Below are 23,505 nucleotides of genomic sequence, written 5' to 3'. Positions count from 1 at the left end.
GTAACGCTTGCCATTTTAATTAGTAATGCGGTGGTTTATTCGTTAATGGATCAAAAGGTGCAACACCCTCTGATAAATCTGCAGATTCCACACGTTGATAAAGTAATTGCATTTGTTTTTTTAAATCAGCTATTTCTAAAGTTTGAATCGCGAGTTGCTGATTTAATTCCTCAACTAAATCATCTAAAAATGCAATTCGCACTTGCAAATCTTCAATGGGTGCGGAAAATGACGCTTGATCATCATGATATGGTGGTTTAGTCATTTAAGTCCTCATTTGAGATTTTGGAAAACATTATGGCCTATATTACTTTAAGGGATGTCCAACTTGCTTTTGGCGGACCTGCCCTGCTCGATGGCGCGAACTTCAACCTAGAACGTGGCGAACGAGTCTGTTTAATTGGTCGTAATGGTGAAGGTAAGTCTACTTTACTTAAACTCATTGAGGGAAGCCTACTACCAGATTCTGGTGAAGTTTCTGTCCAAAATGGTTTAACTGTTTCTATGTTAGCCCAAGATGTTCCAATGTCATCGGGCAAAGTTGCAGATATTGTAGCAGAAGGTGCAGGAGAAGCTGCTGCCGTACTTAAAGCCTATCATGAAGCAAGTGATGCCTGTGTACTTGGTGACATGGAAGCTTGCGATCGTATGGGATCTTTACAGCATAAACTTGACCAACTTGATGGATGGGCATTAGAAAATAAGGTCAACACGATTTTAGGTAAAATGGAGTTAGATCCGAATGCAGATCTAGCCGACCTATCGGGTGGCCGTAAACGTCGTGTTTTACTTGCCCGCGCCCTACTTACCCAACCAGATGTGTTATTACTCGATGAGCCAACTAACCACTTAGATGTTGAAAGTATTGAGTGGCTTGAGAAATTCCTGCTTGATCAAAATAATTTAACCTTACTCTTTATTTCGCATGACCGTTCTTTTGTAGACCGCCTTGCAACTCGTATTGTGGAATTGGATCGCGGTATATTACGCAGCTATGAAGGAAACTATTCTCGTTACCTTGACCTAAAAGCTCAGCAACTTGAAGCTGAAGAAAAACAAAATGCCTTGTTTGAAAAGAAACTTGCCGAAGAAGAAGCATGGATTCGTCAAGGTATTAAAGCACGTCGTACACGTAATGAAGGTCGTGTCCGTGCCCTTAAAGCATTACGAGAAGAGTCAAAAGCTCGCCGTTTCCAACAAGGCAAAGTCAATATGGGCGTTCAAGAAGCACAGCGCTCCGGCAAACTTGTATTTGATATTGAACATTTAAGCGTAAGTTACGATGGACAAACCCTCATTAGAGATTTCTCTGCCATTGTTATGCGCGGTGACCGCATTGGTTTGGTCGGTGATAACGGCGTAGGAAAGACTACTTTAATTAAAGCGATCTTAGGCGAAGTTCAGCACGAAGGTGTTGTCAAAACAGGAACTCAGCTTGAAATTGCTTACTTCGACCAATTACGTAATCAGCTTGATCTTGAAAAGTCGGTTTCTGAAAACGTTTCTGAAGGTTCAGATTTCGTTGATGTAAATGGTCAACGTCGCCATATTCTCAGTTACTTACAAGACTTCCTATTCTCTCCGGAACGAGCTCGTACACCGGTGAAAGCACTTTCTGGTGGTGAGCGTAATCGTGTCCTGTTAGCAAAACTGTTGCTCAAGCCATCGAACCTGATTGTAATGGATGAGCCAACGAATGACTTAGATATGGTCACACTTGAGCTACTTGAGGAGATGTTGTCTGAATATAAAGGTACTTTGCTTCTAATTAGCCATGACCGTGCTTTTATGGACAACGTTGTGACATCAACTTGGGTATTTGATGGCAAAGGCGGTATTGCAGAATATATCGGTGGTTATCAGGACTATTTAATTCAGCGTCCAAATGAGAGAGTCGTTGACCAAAAAGGCGATGTAAAAAAAGCTCAGGCTAAAGCAGAAGCTGAAAAAAATGCAGCTCAAACGAACGTAAAAAAGGTCAAATTAAGCTACAAAGATCAACGTGAACTTGAGCAATTACCGGCAGAAATTGAAAAGTTAGAAAATGAGCAAGCTGAACTTTCTGACAAACTTGCTGACGGCTCCTGGTTCGTAACGGATGCCGATGCGGCAACCAAAGCAAGCCAGCGTCTAGCAGAAATTGAAGAGTTACTCCTTGAAAAGTTAGAGCGCTGGGATGAACTTGAGCAAGTGAGTAAAGGCAGTTAATCAATAAAAAGGGCTTTAATTAAAGCCCTTTTTTGGATTTAGAATTTCTAGTAATTTCATAAAAGGCTTATATACAAATAAAGAGATGAAGCGAATTAAACGTTCAAATATCTGTAACTGTAAAACCATGCAAGTTAGGACAGCCAAAACAAGACTAATGAAAATATTAATCTCTACCGAATATTTAAAGCTTAACTGATGGGTCAAAACAATAATTACAAAAGCATGCAATATATAAACTGGCAGTGTTTTTTGACCTAAACCAATCCAAGGTTGTTTAAAATTTTGAGTGAATACAAATAAACTCAAAACACCCATAGCCGATAGCAACATAATTACACTGCGGATCAGCACTCCTTGCCATAAATCTACATGTAACTGAATATAAGATAGACTCCCAAATAACCAATAATAACTATAATGGCTTATAGCGGCTACAATAGTAATTATTAATAATATGATAACAGCAAATAATTTTTCATAAGGTAACTGCGGAATATACTGAAAAATAGTTTTACCATAGATCGCCCCAGTCATAAAAAAAGGTAAAAATACGAAAATTCTACCTATTGAATAACTATAATTATTGATAGGTGAAAATCCAATAAGTAAAGCTAAAATAATAGAAAATAGAACTGGATATGCTGTCTTTTTTAGGAAAAAAGCTAAAAGCGTCCAAATTCCCATGCTAAATAAATACCAAAGCACCCAATAAGGTTTAGCAAACCATAAGAATTGAAATGTCCCATTCCAAAGACTTCCATTATAAAAAGCATCAAGCAATTGAAATAAAAGCTGAAACGGCAAATATAACGATAAAAAGTAAATTAACTTTTCTAGGATTTTCTCTTCTTTAAAAAATATTCCCGATATAAAAATAAAAGCGGGCATATGAACAAAGTAAATACTCCCTAAAATCGCTTGATTTAGAGGTTCGTTCCAGCCAATTAACCTTTCAAGGTAATGACCCAATACAACCAGAAAAATTAAGACACCTTTTGTGGCATCAATATGGAGATTTCTCATAAATTTCTATAAATTCAAGATATTCATATCATACTGAATTATTCTTATTTTTTGATTCAAAAGACAATGAATAAAGTTTCGCTGTATACAAAACAATTATGTTATACCTATCAGTATAATAATATTTAAGGATATTTCCATGCTAGATCTCTCTCAAATTTTGGCATTTGGATTAATTTGTCTGGCGATGGTACTCACCCCTGGCCCGAACATGATTTACCTTATCTCTCATTCCATTAGTCAGGGCAAAATCGCAGGATTTATTTCTCTCGGTGGCGTTGCCGTTGGTTTTGTATTTTACATGCTCTGCGCATCTTTCGGGATTACAGCACTTGTTGTTGCAGTACCTTATGCATACGACACTATTCGTATTGTCGGTGCAATGTACTTACTTTGGTTAGCGTGGAAAGCTTTACGTCCCAATGCCGCACCTATTTTTAATATTAAAGATTTAGCAGTTGATTCACCATTAAAGTTATTTTTAATGGGGTTTTTGACAAATTTACTTAATCCTAAAATTGCGATTATGTATTTATCTTTATTACCTCAATTTATTCACCCACAACAAGGCAGTATTTTAGCGCAGTCTATCCAACTCGGAACCATACAAATTTTTGTAAGCGTTTCAGTAAATGCGCTGATTGTATTTTCTGCCGGCAGTATTGCTCTTTTTCTACAGAAAAAACCACTTTGGGCAAGCATTCAACTCTGGGTCATGGGAACAGTATTAGCCGGCCTTGCGGTTCGTATTCTTCTAGAACACCGCCGATAACCCACTTTATTTTTCTTTATCTCCTCTAAACCTTCAATTTACTCCTGTGTATTACGACGATAAATTCAGTTCGTGATACACTTTTGGCAGTTTTAACTTTTTAAATTCTTTATATCGTTATGAGCCAAAAGCAGCCTTATACGCCCGGTGAGTTTCAATGGTCCTTTTTGTTGCCTAAATATTGGGGTGTGTGGATTGCGATTACTTTCCTGATGCTTTTGGCTATTTTACCGTGGGCAATTCAATGGCGTTTGGCTCACGGGTTGGCAAATATCGCTTGGAAATATTTAAAATCTCGTCGTAAAACCACAATTCGTAATTTAGAAGTTTGCTTTCCAGAATGGACACCTGAAAAAGTACAGCAACAAGCAAAACAAGTTTTTGTGGATATGATGCTTGGGGTATTTGAAACTTTAAACGCATGGTATAAGCCTTACTGGTTTAAAAACCGTGTCACTATTGAAGGCTTAGAACACATTACCAATGCTCAAGCTCAAGGCAAAGGTGTTTTATTGCTTGGTACACATAGTACTTTACTCGATGCAGGTGGTTATGTATGTGCCCAATATTTCGAGCCGGATGTTGTGTATCGCCCTCAAAATAACCCCCTCCTCGATATGCTAATTTATCGTTGCCGCGGCACAATTTATAAAGCACAAATTGATCATGATGACATGCGTGGTTTGATTCGTCATCTTAAAGAGGGTGATGCAATTTGGTATAGTCCCGATCAAGACTTTGGGCTTAAACAAGGTGTTATGGCACCATTTTTTGGAGTCCCAGCTGCCACTGTAACCGCTCACCGTCGTTTATTAAAAATCTCGAAGGCGGTTGCTGTTCCTTTATATTTTTATCGTCATGGCAATGTACAAGACCCTAAATATCATATTTTGATTGAACCTGCGGTTGACAATATGCCAAGTGAAGATGAAGTCGATGATGCAACGCGTGTGAATAAGATTATTGAGAACCAGCTTCGTATCGCACCAACTCAATATATGTGGTTTCACCGTCGTTTTAAGACACGTCCTGAGGGATATGAAGAGATTTATTAAGATAAGGCTGTAATAATTTTAGATTAGTAATAGGCACAGCCTCGATTTAAAGTGATATTCAAATACTTTCGGATAGGCAGACCTTACTTTTTAGGGATAAAAAGTAAGCAAAAATCCTTTGTTCCGCTGATGTTACATCCTTGTAACACAACGCAACAGCGTCATCCATGTCGCTATCACGATAGTAAACTCTGGATAATGATTTAGTTTGAGATGATGTATCTATGGATGATCCATCTTTTATGAACGTATAAGGCAAAAAACAATGAAAGTGATGCAACTTCTCCCAGAACTTAATAGCGGTGGCGTAGAACGCGGCACACTGGAAATTGCACGTGCACTGGTTGCACAAGGTCATCAGTCTCTAGTTGTGTCTAATGGCGGGCGTTTGGTCTCACAACTTGAAGCTGAAGGTTCCACACACTTAACACTGCCGATTCATAAAAAATCATTGTCGAGCTTGTGGCAAATTAGGCCATTACGTCAGCTTATTGAAGAACACCAACCAGACATTGTACATGTGCGCTCTCGCGTACCTGCGTGGCTAACCCACTTCGCTTTAAGAAAAATACCAGCGAATAAACGCCCTCACCTCATTAGCACGGTACATGGTTTCTATTCAGTTAATCGTTATAGTGCGATCATGACTCAGGCAGAAAAAGTGATCGCTGTTTCTGACAGCGTAGTTAAATACATCACAGACCATTATAAAAACTGTCCACCACAAGATATTGTCCGTATTTATCGAGGCATTGACCCTGCTGCTTTTCCGCATAACTACCAACCTTCAGCACAGTGGTTTAACCAAGTCTTTAACGACTTTCCCGAACTCGAAAATAAATTTTTACTTTGCCTACCTGGCCGTATTACTCGTTTAAAAGGACATGAAAGTTTAATTGAACTGATGCAAAAACTAGGTGAACAATATCCTCAACTGCATGCTGTTGTTGTGGGTGGGGCTGATGTAAAAAAACAAGCCTATTTAAGTGAGTTGCAAAACACCATTCAAAGCAAAGGACTTGCAGATAAAATTACCTTTGTAGGACATCGCTCAGATATACGCGAATGGCTCGCTTTTAGCGATATAGTGCTCTCTCTATCCAATCAAGCAGAAACATTCGGTAGAACAGCATTAGAAGCGCTGTCAGTCGGTACGCCAGTGATTGGTTGGAACCGTGGAGGTGTTGCCGAGATTTTATCTCATGTGTACCCGCAGGGTCTTGTTGAAGCAGAAAATGAAAAAGCTTTATTAGAAACAGTAAAGCATCATATTGAACAACCTCAAACAGTCGCTCCTGTGACAATGTTTAGTTTAAAAGATATGTGTGACCAGACCCTTGAGCTATATCAAAGTGTATTGAAATAACCCAATAAAAAAACCCGCGATGTTCGCGGGTTTTTTTCGACTAAAAAACTTCTCTATTACTTAAGAGATGCTTCATAAGCAGCAGCTTTTTCATAGTCGTACTGTTTTTCCCATTTACTGATTACAAGTACAGCAAGCGCGTTACCTACAACGTTCAACGCAGTACGAGCCATATCCATGATACGGTCAACACCAGCAATAAATGCTAAGCCTTCAAGCGGAATACCAACTGTATGTAACGTTGCTAATAACACCACGAATGATACGCCAGGAACACCAGCAATGCCTTTAGAAGTAATCATCAAAGTAATGACCAAAATCACTTGTTGGCTGATCGACATATCCATACCATAAAGCTGAGCAATAAAGATTGCTGCAATACTTTGGTAAAGTGTAGAACCGTCAAGGTTAAATGAATAACCAGTTGGAATTACAAAACTAGAAATCGCTTTTGGTGCACCATAAGCTTCCATTTTTTGCATAATACGCGGTAAAACTGTTTCCGAACTTGCAGTCGAATACGCCAAAATTAATTCATCTTTCAAAATCTTAAATAAAGTAAAGATATTGATGCTGAACATTTTTGCAGTAATACCTAGAACCACTAAAGCAAAGAATAGGATGGCTGCATAAACCAATACAACCAATTTAGCTAATGGAATAAGCGAAGTAAAACCAAAGTTTGCAACAGTAACAGCGATTAAGCCAAATACACCCACTGGCGCATATTTCATGATGATGTGTGTTACACGGAACATTGTTTCCGATACAGCATGAAATACATTTAATAATGGGTCTTTTGTTGTAGCTGGTAATGAAGATAAACCAATACCAAATAGCACAGCAAAGAAAATCACAGGCAGCATTTCACCATGTGCCATAGAGTTAACAATATTGGTTGGTATCATTGACAAAATTGTCTGTACCAAACCATGTGACTGTGATCCAACTTCTTGAGCTGTATGCTGATATTGTGAAATATCAGTCGTCACCAACATCGCTTTATCTACACCAGCACCTGGTTGGAAGATATTCGCTGCAAACAAGCCAACCAAAATAGCAATAGTAGTAATAATTTCGAAATAGAGAATGGTTTTAAAACCAAGACGCCCTAGACTTTTTGTACTGCCAACACCAGCAATACCTAAAATCAATGTAGAGAAAACGATTGGGATTACAATCATTTTAATCAGGCTAATAAAGATCTTACCTAATGGAGTAAGAACGTTATTTACAATACTATCTTTGATTTCAGGCTGGTTATGTAAAACAGCCCCGACAACTATCCCTAGGATTAAAGCAATTAAAATTTGCCATGCAAGGCTAAATTTAAAATTCTTCATAAGACAATCCTTATGCACCGCAAAGTATCAAATATGAGAGGGAGAAGACCACTACTTTAGAGTGAAACCTCAATATGTACACGAATTTCCAAACAGAAATTTAAATGCACAAGCAAATCACAACCCGCCGATCCGGCGAAGTAAACAACAATGCCTGTTGACGATCCAACATGTCAACGATCGGCACATTCTATTGAGATTTGCCAATTAAACAAGTCCAATTTATATCTAAATAGGTCAAAGCCTAGATTTATCCATCAATAATCTATAAAAACAAAAACTTAACAAAAAAGTTTTTTGTATCCATTTTCATTAAAAATTGCTCAGATATATAAAAAAATTTATGGACGATGACTTATAATTAAGTAGATTTTAAAATTAAGAATACCTTAAAAATATTGGTTTTATTTACAACGAATTAAATGATATATCTATAAAATATCAACCCGAGTTCTGCGTCCTGCAAAACTCGGGTAAATGAGGTTGTGCTTTCAGGGTATATAATTCTTTTTATCGCTTCCGTTCTAACATCTTATCCGTGATGTCGTTCCATATCAGCTTAGTGCATCCTTACTTGGGATTATCCATTCCCGCTTCCGTGTGCCGATGAATGTAGAATACGGGTTTTAACTCTGCCTGCCTATTGGACCTAGACTCAAATCTTTGTACGTTATTGCTTACAACTCACTTTATATATTTTTCTCTTTATAAGGCTGTGCAATTTCATCAGTCACGATTTTTTCTTCTTTTTCAGCTTTAGCAATACCTTCTTGTATCGCGGCTTGAGCTTCTTCTTCATCGGCTTTAGTTTGTTCTAGTTCCTCGTGAATTTCTTCAAATATTCGACCTGTTTGTAAAACGACATAGACAGGAAAATGGTCTGATCCAATATGAGATAAACGCTGCATTTTTACTAAACCGAAGTCTGTACTATGAAAGATATGGTCAAGTGACCAGCGTAATAAAGGATAGTCCGCATGAAAAGTATTAATAAAATGCCGCCCCACTCGTGGATCGAGTAGCCCACTAATACGTTGAAATAAACGGGTTGTTCGTGACCACGCTACGTCGTTTAAATCCCCCATCACAATACAACTTTCATCAAGATCTTTAATTTGGTCTCCGACAATTAAAAGCTCAGCGTCACGCAGTGTTGAATCTTTTGCTTCAGTTGGGCTAGGTGGCTTAGGATGTAAACAGTAGAGCTGAACAGGCATGCCAGATCGCAAAATTACCGTGGTATGAATAGAAGGAATTTCATTACTTAAAATGAATTTAACCTCAGTATTTTTAAGCGGTAACCGGCTATATAAATGCATGCCATATAAATTATCTAATGGTACGGGCACACGGTATGGATAATCTTTCTCGATCTCTTTTAAAGCATTTTCCCAAGTTGTATCGCTCTCTAAAGTAAGCAATAAATCAGGTTTTAACGTCCGTACATGCTCAAGTAGTAAATGATATTTATCATTCGGGGTGAGCACGTTAGAAACTATCAGTGAAATCTGTTTTTTAGGATCTAGCTGATGCTGTTTGACCTTTTTAACCTGTTTTTTCCAAAACAGCGTATACGGTAAAACCATTTTAAGTTGGTAGGCAATCGCTGCAATGAGTACCGCAAGCAAAAGCTCACGCCATACGTCCCATTCGATCGGCCAAAACAACATACCAATTAAAGCAATTAAGCCAATAAACAGAATTTGTAATCTTGGAAAATCTGCACCTCGAAACCACCACTCATCACGAGGAATAAGTGACCAGAAGCTTAACCAAATCACCACTACTGCCAGTACTTCGATATAAATCATTGAAATTACTCTTTTAAGATGATTTGTTTTTTAATGTTTTTGTCATCTTTATCAATTTTGTATGTAACATAAACAAGATATTCTACTCAATAAAATTGCTGTTTTGATTCTGTAACGCTTGCAGTTGTGAGCACTTTTGATACACTCAACTCCCCCTTTAACAATTTTAACGCACCGAGGCAAAATGACATGAAAGTAGGTCTGGTCGGTTGGCGCGGGATGGTCGGTTCCGTCCTTATGCAACGTATGGTTGAAGAGAATGATTTTGCTCATATTGAGCCATTCTACTTCTCTACCAGTAATGCAGGTGGTGAAGCTCCTTCATTTGGTGGTAAGACTGCCCCAGCACTTATGGAAGCTACAGACATTACCAGTCTGAAGCAAATGGATGTCATTATTACCTGTCAAGGTGGTGACTACACGTCTGAAGTTTTCCCAAAGTTAAAAGCAACTGGTTGGGATGGCTACTGGATTGATGCGGCATCTACTTTACGTATGACTGATGATGCAATCATCGTTCTTGATCCGGTTAACCTTAATGTAATTAAAGACGGCTTAGCGAAAGGTACTAAAACTTTCGTTGGTGGTAACTGTACAGTATCACTCATGTTGATGGGTGTTGGCGCACTTTTCCAAAATAATTTGGTTGAGTGGATGACTGCGATGACTTATCAAGCGGCATCAGGCGCTGGCGCACAAAACATGCGTGAGTTGTTAACAGGTATGGGTTATTTATATAACAATACCAAGACTTTGTTAGATGATCCTAAATCTGCAATTCTTGATATTGACCGTCAAGTTGCCGAGTTACAACGCGGTGAGGGTTTCCCTTCTGCGAACTTTGGTGTGCCACTTGCTGGTTCATTAATTCCTTACATTGATAAACAGCTTGAAAGCGGTCAATCAAAAGAAGAGTGGAAAGGACAAGTTGAGACCAACAAGATCTTAGGTAACTCTCAAATCGTTCCTATCGATGGTCACTGTGTTCGTATCGGTGCAATGCGTTGCCACTCTCAAGCATTAACCATCAAATTGAAAAAAGATGTTCCGCTTGATGAGATCGAAGATATGATTCGTAACTCAAACCAGTGGGCTAAAGTTGTACCAAATACACGTGAAGCATCAATGACTGATCTTACACCTGTTGCTGTAACTGGTACCCTAACTGTACCTGTAGGTCGTTTACGTAAACTCAATATGGGTAAAGAGTACCTCGGCGCATTCACAGTAGGCGATCAGTTACTTTGGGGTGCTGCTGAGCCTCTACGTCGTATGTTACGTATTTTAGTAGAATACAAAAGCTCATAATTTGATCTGAATTATTCAGTCAAAATAAAAAGCCGATCACATTTGATCGGCTTTTTCGTAACTGGTTTGTAAAAAATTAACAATTTATTTACATTCCATTATTGTATAATTTTGAACGACTTTACGACTGATCAGGTCATGGATTGAGATGACTGCATATAACAAATTAAAAATTGCCATTTTCACCATTATGTCTTCGCCTTCTCTTTATGCGATTACATTAGATCCTATTCAAATTCAATCTGCACCTGGGGAATTACTTTATGCAGAAATGAATTTTCAGCAAGCAGATCCTAATACCCCATTGCAAGTCAGTTTGGCCACTCAAGATGATCTCAATGGTTTGGGAGTAACTCATCAACCTCCGGGTAACTTAAACTTTTATACACGCCAAAATGGTCAGGGTTCTGGCGTTATTGTGATTACCTCATCGCGTCCTATTATCGATCCTGAACTGAATATTGTCGTAAAAGTCAGTGAAGGTAACGCAACCCGTCTTCAACATATTAAAACCGTTTTAAAGCCATCGCCTATAAAAAAAGCCGCCATTAACGAAAGTCCACTTTCACCGCAATTTATCGTAAATGAAAAAGATATCGCATTAAATTTGCCTGAAAGTACTCAGTACACACCTACTGAAAATACATCAACGGTGGCAGAAACCACAAGTAATGAACATAATCTAAATATTAGCACTGGAACTGCTCCAGCTTTGAATAGTTCTAGCCCTGCTCCTGTGGCTCCTTTTACCGAAAAACCTTCGACTCAAACACTTCAGCCAACTATAGCTACAATGAATACCGAATCATCGGCTGTAGAGAAACAACCTTCGACTTCACTCAAATCAAGTGATGGCAATCAAACAACTACCGTCAAAAAAGCAGCGCAATCTAAAACTGCCCAACAAAAAAATGTATTAAGTAAAAATACGCCGAAAAAGCAAAAAATTAGCGCTTATAAAGGCCCGGCACCTACTGGTAAATATGTCGTACAACGTAACGAGTCTTTATGGAGTATTGCCAATCGTATTGCAGCACAGACCAAACAACCTGTGGCTAAAGTCATGCGAGATATCCAAGCACAAAACCGACATGCTTTTATTCAAGGTGATGTAAACCGTTTACGTCAGGGAAGTTCGCTAAACTTAACAACAAATACAACTAAAGCTTCCCATTTAAAACCTAAATCGAGTGAAGCTCACTTGGCAAAACCCTCTTCTGGCAGAGCTAAATATCGTTTACAACAAGCTGAAATGAGCATTGTGGCAGAGAACAGCCCAAATTCTGCTCATGGAAGTGCAAAAAAGAGCACACAACAAAGTCAAAACAATACTGAGTTAGCAGTAAAAGTTATGACAACTCGCAAAAAAACCGTTACATTACAAAGGAATGTAACCAAACTAAATCAAACTTTAAGTTTAAAAGACCAACGTATTCAACTCTTGAATGCGCGTTTGGCAGAGTTACAACAGCAATTACAGGCACAGCAACAAACTCACAAGCAAAAACATTAAGTTAAAACCAGAGTTAGCACGCTTTATATTGCAAATATTTATTTTTTAAGGGGAAAGTAATGTTATATGTGATTCCGTTTATCATATTACTCGTGGTCGCCGTTATTTTAAAAAAACGCGAGAATAGTCAAAAACAAGAGGCCACTTCCCCAAAAAATATAAATAGAAAATCCGGCAAAAAAGCGAGTGCTAAATCAAGCAAAAGTTCGCGTGAAAAAACAAAAGCCAAGGTCATTGAGGAAAATACTCCTGCTATCCCTCAAAGCAATCCTGTACCTGAAGCTTTGCGACACAATATTCAACAGCTCATTCAAGAAAAACAGTTTTCAGCAGCTGAAGCTCAAGTCAATCAGGCGCTAAAAAAAGATAATACTCAACATGAACTGTATTTATTACTTCTTGAAATTCATATTGCTCAGAAAGATGAATTTGCAATTCAACAGTTGATTAGCCATATTCGTAGCTTAGGTTTAAATGAAATAGCAGCTCAAGCAGAAACTCGACAAAAAGAATATGAATCATCCAGACAACCTGATGCTATTGATTTCCCTCAAGCTCAAACATATGAAGAACCGAAAAGCACAGATACAACGGCTCAGTTCGATGAATTAACAACAAGTTCTTCCGAGGCTTCTTTTGATGACCTACAGAAAGACTATACCCCTGTAAAACAAGAACCTGCTATTGAAATTGAACCTTTAGAGTTTAACTTTTCATTCGAACAGAATTCGGCTACGGAAAATACCAACCAACCAGCACAACAACCTGAGTTATCATCCACTCAAGAAACAAATGAGCTGGCCGATTTAGAGTTTTCTTTTGACTTGGCACCTCCGCATGAAACTGAGGAAAAATCTCAAGCAGTAGAGATAAAAGCAGACCAAGAAAATAGTATCAATACATTAGATTTTAACCTTGACTTAAATCCTTCAAGTTCGGAGACAAAATCTGTTGAACAAGCTCCATCATTAGATGAAATTAAACTCGTAGAACAAACCCCATTAGAAGCGGCTTCTATCGCACCTCTTGAGTTTTCGTTAGATGAGCCTGCCTTAGTTCCAGCGCCAGAGCTTGATACTCAAAGCCATATAGATGTAGTAAATGAAGCAGCTACTCAAACCCAAATAGAGGATCCGCTTTTAGAAGCTTTTCCAGAATTAAAACAAATAAATGAAAATGAACTCGATTTAAAATTGGCTGAACAATACATTAAGTTTGGAGCGAACCAAGCAGCGCGTAATTTACTACAGGGTGATGAGCAAAAATTCAACACAGAACAACAACAACATGCGAAAAACCTACTTAATCGCATAGCTTCTTAGAACTGTTCGATTTACCATAAGCAGTCAGAGATGACTGCTTTTTTATGCCTGCAAAAAGATGAAAAAAATAGCTTTATTTTATATGGGTGGTACTTTTGGTTGCATTGGTGAACCTTTAGCTCCTATGCCTTATGACCAATTCCTACCTCAACTTGAGAAAGTGATTCCCCCACACTTAACAGTTGATTGCTTTGCTGCGCCCAATATTGTCGATAGCAGTGCATGTACAGCACCTGACTGGTTACGCCTAATTCAACGCATACAACAGCTACAACTAGAAGGCTATCAGCATTTTGTTGTGATTCATGGTACAGATACGCTCAGTTATGCAGCTGCGACTTTAGCTCGCTTTTTAGGGCAAAGCTGTCATATTGTGATTACTGGTAGCCAATACCCGTTACTCAATATTCAAGGTGATAACACCCGTGAATTTACTGATGCAATTGAAAACTTATATCTTGCATTAGAGCAGGTCATTGCACTTCCGGTTGGTGCTTATCTCGCATTCCACCATCAAGTATTTCACGCACAAACTGCATTAAAAACGCATACCACTGAACTTGATGCATTTTCAGGGTTAAGTAGTAACGTTGAGTTTACGCCTCAGCAAAATGAATTGATCGTACAAGATGCTCAAATTGAAAAAGCTGCTTCCTTTCAGATTTTAAACTGGATGATGCAACCGATTGCAACACAGCATTTAGTACAACAATTACGTCACTTACTTCCTGCCCCACCACACTTTTTAGTGTTGCAAGGTTTCGGTACAGGTAATATCGCCGTAAACGATGAATTTTTGGCAACATTAGATGAACTCTATGCTCGTGGATGTGTACCAATTTTGGCGACACAAGTGACTTTTGGGGGTATTGACCAACGTTATGCAATTAGTGCTTGGGCCAAAACTGCAAAAATTGTCATTAATGATGCCCATAGCCATGCAGATCTCTATGCAAAAGCACTTCAAATCTATTTAAAATACCCAACCCCAGAACAATGGTTGAACCATTGGAATGAAAATCTGCATTAAATAGAGGTGAAGCCATGCAACGTTATGCGGTCGGTATTGAATTTAGTGGTATTCAATATCGAGGTTGGCAAACACAACAGCCAGGCGTTGCCAGCGTTCAGGAAACTATAGAGCGTGTACTCAGCAAAATCGCTGATGAACCAATCACACTTCACGGTGCTGGTCGAACAGATGCAGGAGTACACGCAACAAATATGGTGGCTCATTTTGACACTAATGCGGTTCGTCCAGAGCGCGGATGGATCATGGGAGCAAATAGCCAACTTCCTAAGGATATTTCAATTCAGTGGATTAAACAGATGGATGAAGAGTTCCATGCACGTTTTAAAGCCACTGCTCGTCGCTACCGCTATGTTGTATATAACGCTCCACATCGCCCTGCACTTTTACATAAACAAGTCACGCATATTTATCAAAAATTAGACGTGCAAAAAATGATTAAAGCTGCCAGCAAATTTGAAGGTACGCATAACTTTGAAACCTTCCGTGCAGCAGCCTGCCAGTCAAATCAACCTGTACGACATGTAAAGCATTGCCGTTTGTTTGAACATGGACGTTATTTGGTTTTAGATATTCAAGCTGATGGCTTTTTACATCATATGGTTCGAAATATTATGGGTTGCTTACTTGAAATTGGGCAAGGCATGTATGAAATCGACCATATTGATGCAATGTTCGCAGCCGAAGATCGAAAGGCAGCAGGAATTACCGCCCCACCTGATGGTCTCTATTTTATTCAATGTTATTATCCCGAGCAGTTTGACTTACCACAACCACCACTCGGGCCACATTGGTTAAACCTACCTGAGTAGGCTTAACCAATTTTTAGTTCTAACGGTGTTGCTTACGCTTACGGTACTCAACCGGTGTTTCGTTAGTCCAGCGCTTAAACGCGCGGTAGAATGTACTCGGTTCAGAAAAACCAGTTAAATACACAATACGCTCAACACTTTCATTAGTATTTGCTAAAAGTTTTTTAGCTAAACGACAACGGTAGTCAGAAAGTATTTGCTGGAAGCTGGTATTTGCTTCACTTAACTGCGTCCGTAAACGACGCGGCGTAATATTTAATTGTGCCGCTACGGTTTCTAGCGTCGTTTCTCCACTTTCAAGTGTCGAACCAATCGCACGACGAACCTCCCCCACTAAATCATAACGGGCAAGTTCTTGTAACTTTTCAATTGCCAATTGTTCATGCAATTGAAGTAATTCAGGCTCTGCCTGCCAAAGCTGAAAATCTAAAATGGCAGGGTCAAAATATAGCCGTGTTTCTTTCTGCCCTAAGCTTACCGGACAGCCATAGACACGGAAGTATTCATCTTCAGAAGCACCTTCACTGAAATTAAAATCAATAAAGATCGGATGAAATTGGCCTTCGGTAATAAATTTGAAGAATCTGAGCACACCTGAAATCGCACATTCTGAAAAATGACGATTAACAAGGTTGTCTGCCCCTACCTGCTCACCATTGGTCAAATAGCAGCGTCCATCTTCAACCACCAGTTTTGCATCAAATGCATCACTAATGAGACGCTGGTAAGCCAAAGCTCGCTTAAGCCCTTCACCAAAAGTTTCACTACTAATAAATAAATGTTCAATCACCTGACCACGGTACAAAGGTAAATGCTCACCTAAATGCAAACCGATGTCTGGATCTTTACTGACTTCCTGAGCAGCAGTCCAAAAGGCATACTGCGCACTTAACGGAGTACGTGCGTTTGTATCGACCTGATTTAAAGCGACTCCCGCTTTAGTTAATATTTCTTCTGTTGGCAATCCTGCACGACGAATTGCTTGATAGCCAAAACGTAATACAACTGATGCATCTGTTAGCTGACCCACGCAGTGCCCTTCCATGTAGATACTTCATTGATACTTAGGAGCTGTTGACTCTTTATGCATGAACAGTCCCTAATAACTATGATTTTAGATTAGCGTTGATTGACCAAACTGACAACAGAATTAGAGTTCTTTTGTGAAAAAAATTACATCTTTTTTTATTAGTCATACTTTAACCAGATGCTTTCACAAGAAGATGTCTATCTTGTTTTTTTTAAATAAATTGACTATAATTTGCGCCTTTCCAATTTGATCATCAGGTAGGCTATGGCCAATAAAGAGGAACTCATTGAGTTCGAAGGCGTTGTCACCGAAACGCTTCCTAATACGATGTTCCGTGTACGTCTTGAAAACGGTCACGAAGTTATTGCACACATTTCTGGTAAAATGCGTAAACACTATATTCGTATTCTTACTGGCGACAGTGTGAAAGTCGAAATGACTCCATATGACTTAACCAAAGGTCGTATTACGTACCGTGCTCGCTAATTAGTGAATGCAAAAAAGCCACTTCATCATGTGGCTTTTTTATTGCGTTTTTTATTCACTTAATCGACTGGTTTTACATCCCACCGTTTGGCATTCACGCAATCTTTCTTGCAGCCAATGGTTTCTTTCTTGCGTTGTCTGTAAACGACACTGCACGTCTACGCTATTTCTATTAGAATCTGTACATTCAGCATCACGTTGGCGTATCCAAGCAAGCTGCGACTTCTTAAGCGTATTTCTTTGTGCTGTAGTTAATTTCGCTCTTAATGCCTGATAATTCTTATTCAGGTCTGCATCAGCACTCGCATAGATTTTATTGGTACAGTAAATATCATCATAAGTATTACGAGCACTATCACAGTTATCAGCATAGACCGTGGTTATTCCGAAACACAAAAAGGCAAAAACTATTTTTTTCATACTCTTCTTCCTTAAGTTTTGAGCAATTATTATTAGTCTGTAAATATAAGAATAAGTCTAAAGGCAAACTCACCTTCTATTTATCATAATCCTGCTTTTTTACTTTACAAGTTAGCAAATCCAACCTATTGTTCTTTAATGATAAATATAATTCTATATAGAGAAAAAAATGAATATATCTACCTTATGTCAAATGAGTTTGCTTTCATTCATGCTGCTTAATATTAACGGCTGTGCTAGTCATCCACGCCAATCTGTAGATTTGCAAGAATATTTAAAAAATTTTATAGGCAAATCATCTACAACGATTCAGCAAGATCTCAACTTACGGAGTCTTGGCTTTCAAGTCGCCCGCACACCACAAAAAACTTCTGATCAACTTATTTATACGATTTTAAGACCCTTAAGCATCCCAATTCCAATGGTGAGTAATGTCGATATGAGAGGTGGTTCTGTTCCCATACAATCAGGTAATTTGAGCGGCAACTCTTATGATATTAACTTTAATTGCAAGGTTATTTTTAAGCTCAAAAATGACATTGCCGAATCTATTCAATACGAAGGTAAAGCTTGCTAAACACAACCATAAAAAAAACGCAGCTTTAAGCTGCGTTTTTTAGCAAACTAGCGATTAAGCAAGAGCAGCAACAACTGCTTCACCCATCTCGGCTGTACCAACTTTAGTCATGCCTTCAGACATAATATCGGCTGTACGTAAACCTTGATCAAGTACTTGCCCTACTGCATCTTCAATTGCTTTAGCAGCAGCTTCTTCACGGAAGGTATAACGAAGCATCATCGCAACTGAAAGAATGGTTGCCAACGGGTTTGCAACGTTTTGCCCTGCAATATCAGGCGCTGAACCATGACAAGGTTCATACATGCCTTTGCCATTTTCATCTAAAGAAGCCGATGGCAACATACCAATTGAGCCGGTAAGCATTGCTGCTTCATCAGACAAAATATCGCCAAACAAGTTACCTGTCACGATTACATCAAACTGTTTAGGCGCACGTACAAGCTGCATGGCAGCATTATCCACATACATATGTGAAAGCTGAATATTTGGATAGTTGGCTTGCTGTAAATCCGTGACCGTTTGCTTCCAAAGCTCTGTTACTTCTAAAACATTGGCCTTATCTACAGAACACACTTTACCGCCACGCAATCCTGCAAGTTCAAAGGCAACTTTTGCAATACGCTTAATTTCGCTTTCAGAATAAACGTCAGTGTTATAGCCCTGTTTTTCACCATTTTCGAGTTCACGAATACCACGTGGTTGACCAAAATAGATACCACCAGTTAATTCACGAACGATCAAAATATCTAAACCAGCAACAATCTCTGGTTTTAAGCTAGAAGCATCGGCTAATTGTGGATATAAGATTGCTGGGCGCAAATTAGCAAATAAGTTAAGTTCACTACGAATTTTTAAAAGACCGCGTTCAGGACGGATAGAACGTTCAATAGTGTCCCACTTTGGTCCGCCAACAGCACCTAATAAAATGGCATCAGCCTTCTTTGCTTGCTCGCTAGTTACGGCTGGATACGGCTCTCCATGAGCATCAATCGCTGCACCACCTAACAAGCCATGTTCCCAAGTCAACGACAAATTAAATTTTTCATTTACTTTATTTAATACTTTTTCTGCTGCCCCAACAATTTCAGGACCAATCCCATCGCCAGCCAAAATTAAAATCTGTTTAGACATGAAGTTTTCCATTTTTCAAAGACAAGACAGCGTTATGACTGCCGTGGTGTTAGTTTTTTCTGTTCGAGAAATTCACCTAGTCCTGTGGTGACATCAAATGGTCGACAAAAACGGCGAATTACCCGCCCATCCTGCTCTAAGTCAACACATAATGGATCTGGTACAGAAACATTCAGCAAACTACCCGAACGGTTAGATTTGTCTCGATACATTTTAAACATATAGCGATGGTTAGCTTTGAATTGGTGAATAACATGAATCGTTTCAGCCCGATCTGGAGAAATCGGATAGTAACGAATCACCACTTCATATTGTTTGGCAGGCACAGATAGATACAAACTATTGCTTTGACTTAACACCGAACCATTTAATCTCACAATTCCTTGATGAATTGCCTGATTACTAATACGACGTGTCTGTGCATCAACAACAGTAATATCATTTAGCCGTTCAAATTCGCAACTTTTTGCGCCCGAACAATATATTGCTGCATTCTGCCCCAAATTTTCTTGTTCAGCCTGCTTAATACGAACAGTATCCACTACATTGTAAGTGCTCTGACAAGCACTTAGTGTTATCGCGCACAGGCTCAACAAAAAGCTATGAGTAACGTTCCTCTTCATTGTTCAAGCCCAATCCTCATCTAGTGCATAATTTTAAGCTGTTGTTATGCTTTAGCATGTTAGCAAGAGTTTGAACACGACGCCATGACTATGTTTAAAATGTACCGAAAGGTTAATTTATCTCTTGGAATACCCAAGGACGAACCTGTTTGGTTTTTTCTTCATAAGCGCGAATTGCGTCCGCATTTTGAAGTGTCAAGCCAATATCATCCAAACCATTTAACAAGCAATGCTTACGAAATGGATCCACTTCGAATTTAAATGCTTCGCCAGTTGGTGTACGAACTTCTTGCGCAGCCAAATCAATTGTTAATTGATACCCTTCTTGCGCAGCACATTCCTTAAATAACTGATCAACAATGTCTTCAGGCAAAATGACTGGCAACATTCCGTTTTTAAAACAGTTATTAAAGAAAATATCAGCAAAGCTTGGCGCAATAACAGTACGGAAACCATATTCATTTAATGCCCAAGGCGCATGCTCACGGCTTGAACCACAACCAAAGTTAGTACGAGCAATTAAAACGGTTGCCCCTTGATAACGTGGCTGATTTAAAACGAAATCCGGATTTTTGGGACGTACCGAGTTATCTTGCCCTGGATAGCCTTCGTCTAAATAACGAAGTTCATCAAATAAGTTGTCGCCAAAACCTGTACGTTTAATCGATTTTAAAAACTGTTTTGGAATAATTAAATCTGTATCAACATTGGCACGATCTAATGGTGCAACGATACCTTGTTCAACTGTATAAGCTTTCATGGTTTGCTCCAGACCGAATTAAAATGAACGAACATCAACAAAATGACCTGCGATCGCAGCCGCTGCTGCCATTGCCGGACTGACCAAGTGAGTACGACCACCATTACCCTGACGACCTTCAAAGTTACGATTAGACGTCGATGCACAATGCTCACCCGGTTGTAACTTGTCTGCGTTCATTGCCAAGCACATTGAGCAACCCGGCTCACGCCATTCAAAGCCAGCTTCCAAGAAAATTTTATCCAAACCTTCTTTTTCAGCTTGTTGTTTGACTAAACCAGAACCCGGAACAATCATGGCTTGCTTAATGCTAGGTGCCACTTTACGGCCTTTAACTACTTCAGCAGCAGCACGGATGTCTTCAATACGAGAGTTCGTACAAGAACCGATAAAGACACGATCAAGCTGAATATCAGCCAATGCCTGACCTGCATTTAAGCCCATATATTGATATGCACGTGTCCAGTCATTGCGTTGTACGTCATCTTTCGCTTGTTCTAAAGTTGGTACAGCTTTCGAGACAGGAATAACCATCTCAGGTGAAGTACCCCAAGACACTTGTGGTTCAATCTCTGCACCATTTAATTCAACAACTGCATCAAACACAGCATCGTCATCTGAATGCAATGTGTTCCAGTAAGCAACTGCTTGATCCCATTGCTCACCTTTTGGTGCATAGCTACGACCTTTTACGTATTCAATGGTTTTTTCATCAACAGCAACCATACCCACACGAGCACCAGCTTCGATCGCCATGTTACATACCGTCATACGTCCTTCAATCGACATATCACGGAAAACCTGACCACCAAATTCGATTGCATAGCCCGTACCGCCAGCGGTACCAATTTTACCGATAATCGCCAACACCACATCTTTTGGGGTTACACCCTTACCTAAAACGCCATCAACGCGAACTAACATGTTTTTGGATTTTTTCTGAACCAAACATTGTGTCGCTAACACATGTTCAACCTCAGATGTCCCAATACCATGTGCCAAACAACCAAAAGCACCGTGAGTCGCTGTATGTGAGTCACCGCAAACCACAGTCATACCCGGTAAAGTTAAGCCTTGTTCAGGTCCAACAACATGCACAATACCTTGGCGAATATCATTAATACCGAATTCAACGATATTAAATGCCTTACAGTTATCATCTAAGGTCTGAACCTGAATACGAGATGTATCATCTTCAATACCAGCGATGCCCTGATCACGTTCTTTTTTAGAGGTTGGAACGTTGTGGTCTGGGGTAGCTACGTTTGCACTTAAACGCCATGGTTGACGACCAGCAAGTTGCAAACCTTCAAATGCTTGTGGACTTGTTACTTCATGCAATAAATGACGGTCGATATAAAGTAAGCACGAACCATCATCACGCTGAGTAACTACGTGGTCATCCCACAATTTATCATATAAAGTTTTGCCTGCCATGTCGTCTTGCTCCATTGGACTGGGTAATTCTAATCTTTCTTCGATTATAGCCAGAGTTTTACATAAATCTAATTTATCATTTTTATAAATTAGAAAACTTTTAGGAATCATTCCTGAATGTTTTAATATCGGTCAAAATATATAAATCGGATTTGTTAATGATTATCATTTGCATAATCCATTTTTAATCTTATACTCTCATCTCTATACTAAAAATATCAAATACAGGTAGAGAGAATGGTTATGGCTAATATTCAAAAATTCGTTGTTAATAATCAACGTACATTAAAGAAAACCTTAAGTTACTACATAATGCATATTACGGTAGCCATGTTAGTTGCCTACTTTGTAACGGGTAATATTTGGATGGCTTTAACATTAAGTATGTTAGAACCAACAGTACAAGCTTTTGCATTTTTCTTTCATGAAAAAGTATGGGCAGCAAAAGACCGCCGTATATCAGCTTTAAGCGAAAACGAGACGACTGCTTAGATTAAGATTAATACGCTAAATCACAACTTTATAGAACGTTGAGCTGCAAGCATGATACGATTTTGGCTTGGCAACTTTAGCCTCTCTCGATTTTTCTATTCCAAGTAGAGTTGTATTATGAATCTTGCAGCCTTTGAAGCTTTTGTAAAAGTTATGGAAACAGGTTCGATCTCTGTGGCTGCGGATCAACTATTTATTACCCAACCTGCGGTCACTAAACGTATTCATAGCCTAGAAGAGTACTTTGGCGTAAAGCTATTTGAGTCGGCAGGCCGTGGGGTTCAAGCAACTCATGCTGCGCATTCATTATTACCAAAAGTTAAAAGCTGGTTAAATGAACTTCGAGATATTCACCACACGCTAAGTCATGAACAAACCCAAATACAAGGTCGTTTAAAAATCGGGACGAGTCATCACATCGGTTTGCATCACTTGCCTGCTCCGCTTAAACACTTTGTTCAGCAGTTTCCTCAAGTCAAGCTAGACGTACATTTTGTTGATTCCGAACAAGCACACGAACAGGTACTTGCTGGCGATTTAGAGTTAGCTTTTTTAACACTCCCGCCCTCAGGTGATGAGCGTCTTAACTATATTACGATCTGGAATGATCCTTTAGTTTTTGTAGCTGCTCCATTTCATCCATTGGCTCAAAAAAAGAATTTAACCTTACAAGATTTAATTGAATATCCAAGTTTGCTGCCTGCCGCACAGACTTATACAGCTCAAATCACTTTAGCTGAGTTTGAAAAACAAGGCCTTAAACCGAAAATTACCATGAGCAATAACCCACTAGAGTCAATTCGTATGTTGGTTTCTATTGGTTTAGGTTGGTCAGTTTTACCAAAAACTCTGCTGAATCAAGATATGCAGCAGCTTGATTTAAATGTCGAGATGAACCGTCAGCTAGGTATGGTATGGCATCCTGCACGTACTCAATCTAGAGCCATGCAAGAGTTGATTAAAATGATGCAGGAATAGTC

The 23,505-nt window shown here is 39.1% G+C and carries 23 protein-coding genes; 13 read left to right on the top strand and 10 right to left on the bottom strand.

Features of this window, described 5'->3' with window-relative positions; translation table 11 throughout:
* Window positions 1-19: 19 nt before the first annotated feature.
* A complete protein-coding gene (locus KNQ97_RS05930; RefSeq protein WP_000165735.1) occupies window positions 20-265 on the bottom strand; it encodes a SlyX family protein in 246 nt (81 codons plus the stop codon).
* Between the two features lie 32 nt (window positions 266-297).
* On the opposite strand from KNQ97_RS05930, the gene KNQ97_RS05925 reads away from it, so the two are divergent.
* The gene (locus tag KNQ97_RS05925) at window positions 298-2,208 is read left to right on the top strand and encodes an ATP-binding cassette domain-containing protein (protein WP_000323470.1); all 1,911 of its coding nucleotides are present in this window, start codon (window positions 298-300) and stop codon (window positions 2,206-2,208) included.
* A gap of 15 nt (window positions 2,209-2,223) precedes the next feature.
* Here KNQ97_RS05925 and KNQ97_RS05920 read toward each other — a convergent pair whose 3' ends face one another.
* Window positions 2,224-3,234 (bottom strand): acyltransferase family protein, encoded by a 1,011-nt coding sequence (locus tag KNQ97_RS05920; protein WP_024436548.1) that lies wholly within the window; start codon window positions 3,232-3,234, stop codon window positions 2,224-2,226.
* A gap of 139 nt (window positions 3,235-3,373) precedes the next feature.
* Here KNQ97_RS05920 and KNQ97_RS05915 point away from each other — a divergent pair, with 139 nt between their 5' ends.
* From KNQ97_RS05915 to KNQ97_RS05905, 3 genes are all read left to right on the top strand, one after another.
* The gene (locus KNQ97_RS05915) at window positions 3,374-4,006 is read left to right on the top strand and encodes a LysE family translocator (protein ID WP_253611973.1); all 633 of its coding nucleotides are present in this window, start codon (window positions 3,374-3,376) and stop codon (window positions 4,004-4,006) included.
* 119 nt (window positions 4,007-4,125) lie between these two features.
* Entirely contained in the window at window positions 4,126-5,061 is a 936-nt protein-coding gene (locus KNQ97_RS05910; RefSeq protein WP_000078868.1) for a lauroyl acyltransferase, read from the top strand.
* A 265-nt stretch (window positions 5,062-5,326) separates the two neighbouring features.
* Window positions 5,327-6,427, top strand: a complete 1,101-nt coding sequence (locus KNQ97_RS05905; RefSeq protein ID WP_005133226.1) for a glycosyltransferase family 4 protein — start codon at window positions 5,327-5,329, stop codon at window positions 6,425-6,427.
* Window positions 6,428-6,483: 56 nt separating this feature from the next.
* Here the strand turns inward: KNQ97_RS05905 and gltP are convergent, their stop codons facing one another.
* Window positions 6,484-7,770: a glutamate/aspartate:proton symporter GltP gene (gene gltP / locus KNQ97_RS05900; protein WP_000787680.1), complete on the bottom strand. Its 1,287-nt coding sequence runs from the start codon at window positions 7,768-7,770 to the stop codon at window positions 6,484-6,486.
* Between the two features lie 689 nt (window positions 7,771-8,459).
* Window positions 8,460-9,581: an endonuclease/exonuclease/phosphatase family protein gene (locus KNQ97_RS05895; protein WP_253611972.1), complete on the bottom strand. Its 1,122-nt coding sequence runs from the start codon at window positions 9,579-9,581 to the stop codon at window positions 8,460-8,462.
* A gap of 189 nt (window positions 9,582-9,770) precedes the next feature.
* Here KNQ97_RS05895 and asd point away from each other — a divergent pair, with 189 nt between their 5' ends.
* From asd to truA, 5 genes are all read left to right on the top strand, one after another.
* Entirely contained in the window at window positions 9,771-10,889 is a 1,119-nt protein-coding gene (gene asd / locus KNQ97_RS05890; protein ID WP_000862762.1) for an aspartate-semialdehyde dehydrogenase, read from the top strand.
* A 148-nt stretch (window positions 10,890-11,037) separates the two neighbouring features.
* Window positions 11,038-12,402: a FimV family protein gene (locus KNQ97_RS05885; protein ID WP_086374539.1), complete on the top strand. Its 1,365-nt coding sequence runs from the start codon at window positions 11,038-11,040 to the stop codon at window positions 12,400-12,402.
* Between the two features lie 59 nt (window positions 12,403-12,461).
* The gene (locus KNQ97_RS05880) at window positions 12,462-13,724 is read left to right on the top strand and encodes a hypothetical protein (protein WP_002067343.1); all 1,263 of its coding nucleotides are present in this window, start codon (window positions 12,462-12,464) and stop codon (window positions 13,722-13,724) included.
* A gap of 58 nt (window positions 13,725-13,782) precedes the next feature.
* Complete coding sequence (locus KNQ97_RS05875) at window positions 13,783-14,754, top strand: asparaginase (protein WP_000717075.1); 972 nt, start codon at window positions 13,783-13,785, stop codon at window positions 14,752-14,754.
* 14 nt (window positions 14,755-14,768) lie between these two features.
* Window positions 14,769-15,566, top strand: coding sequence for a tRNA pseudouridine(38-40) synthase TruA (truA, locus tag KNQ97_RS05870; protein WP_002067320.1), 798 nt, complete (start codon window positions 14,769-14,771; stop codon window positions 15,564-15,566).
* Window positions 15,567-15,585: 19 nt separating this feature from the next.
* Here the strand turns inward: truA and KNQ97_RS05865 are convergent, their stop codons facing one another.
* Window positions 15,586-16,596 carry an AraC family transcriptional regulator gene (locus KNQ97_RS05865; RefSeq protein WP_002009591.1) on the bottom strand — a complete coding sequence of 337 codons (1,011 nt, stop codon included), beginning with the start codon at window positions 16,594-16,596 and terminating at the stop codon, window positions 15,586-15,588.
* Between the two features lie 264 nt (window positions 16,597-16,860).
* On the opposite strand from KNQ97_RS05865, the gene infA reads away from it, so the two are divergent.
* Entirely contained in the window at window positions 16,861-17,082 is a 222-nt protein-coding gene (infA, locus tag KNQ97_RS05860; protein ID WP_001284370.1) for a translation initiation factor IF-1, read from the top strand.
* 51 nt (window positions 17,083-17,133) lie between these two features.
* Here infA and KNQ97_RS05855 read toward each other — a convergent pair whose 3' ends face one another.
* Window positions 17,134-17,502 carry a lysozyme inhibitor LprI family protein gene (locus tag KNQ97_RS05855; protein WP_002067188.1) on the bottom strand — a complete coding sequence of 123 codons (369 nt, stop codon included), beginning with the start codon at window positions 17,500-17,502 and terminating at the stop codon, window positions 17,134-17,136.
* 169 nt (window positions 17,503-17,671) lie between these two features.
* Here KNQ97_RS05855 and KNQ97_RS05850 point away from each other — a divergent pair, with 169 nt between their 5' ends.
* Window positions 17,672-18,079, top strand: coding sequence for a hypothetical protein (locus tag KNQ97_RS05850; RefSeq protein ID WP_002056803.1), 408 nt, complete (start codon window positions 17,672-17,674; stop codon window positions 18,077-18,079).
* 54 nt (window positions 18,080-18,133) lie between these two features.
* Here KNQ97_RS05850 and leuB read toward each other — a convergent pair whose 3' ends face one another.
* The 4 genes from leuB to leuC all read right to left on the bottom strand — a co-directional run bounded on the left by leuB (window position 18,134) and on the right by leuC (window position 22,033).
* Window positions 18,134-19,213: a 3-isopropylmalate dehydrogenase gene (gene leuB / locus KNQ97_RS05845; RefSeq protein WP_000043186.1), complete on the bottom strand. Its 1,080-nt coding sequence runs from the start codon at window positions 19,211-19,213 to the stop codon at window positions 18,134-18,136.
* A 32-nt stretch (window positions 19,214-19,245) separates the two neighbouring features.
* Window positions 19,246-19,836: a hypothetical protein gene (locus KNQ97_RS05840; protein ID WP_001984507.1), complete on the bottom strand. Its 591-nt coding sequence runs from the start codon at window positions 19,834-19,836 to the stop codon at window positions 19,246-19,248.
* A 112-nt stretch (window positions 19,837-19,948) separates the two neighbouring features.
* Window positions 19,949-20,596 (bottom strand): 3-isopropylmalate dehydratase small subunit, encoded by a 648-nt coding sequence (leuD, locus tag KNQ97_RS05835; protein WP_000649450.1) that lies wholly within the window; start codon window positions 20,594-20,596, stop codon window positions 19,949-19,951.
* Window positions 20,597-20,614: 18 nt separating this feature from the next.
* A complete protein-coding gene (gene leuC, locus KNQ97_RS05830; RefSeq protein WP_000907607.1) occupies window positions 20,615-22,033 on the bottom strand; it encodes a 3-isopropylmalate dehydratase large subunit in 1,419 nt (472 codons plus the stop codon).
* A 237-nt stretch (window positions 22,034-22,270) separates the two neighbouring features.
* On the opposite strand from leuC, the gene KNQ97_RS05825 reads away from it, so the two are divergent.
* Together KNQ97_RS05825 and KNQ97_RS05820 are read left to right on the top strand one after the other, a co-directional pair.
* Window positions 22,271-22,525 (top strand): DUF2061 domain-containing protein, encoded by a 255-nt coding sequence (locus KNQ97_RS05825; protein WP_000244900.1) that lies wholly within the window; start codon window positions 22,271-22,273, stop codon window positions 22,523-22,525.
* A gap of 117 nt (window positions 22,526-22,642) precedes the next feature.
* Window positions 22,643-23,503: a LysR family transcriptional regulator gene (locus KNQ97_RS05820; RefSeq protein ID WP_253611971.1), complete on the top strand. Its 861-nt coding sequence runs from the start codon at window positions 22,643-22,645 to the stop codon at window positions 23,501-23,503.
* The last annotated feature ends 2 nt before the right edge of the window (window positions 23,504-23,505 follow it).

It is taken from the genome of Acinetobacter sp. UC24323, assembly GCF_024151445.1.
Classification (GTDB): Bacteria; Pseudomonadota; Gammaproteobacteria; order Pseudomonadales; family Moraxellaceae; genus Acinetobacter; species Acinetobacter baumannii.
This window is presented reverse-complemented; position numbering and strand designations above follow the sequence as displayed.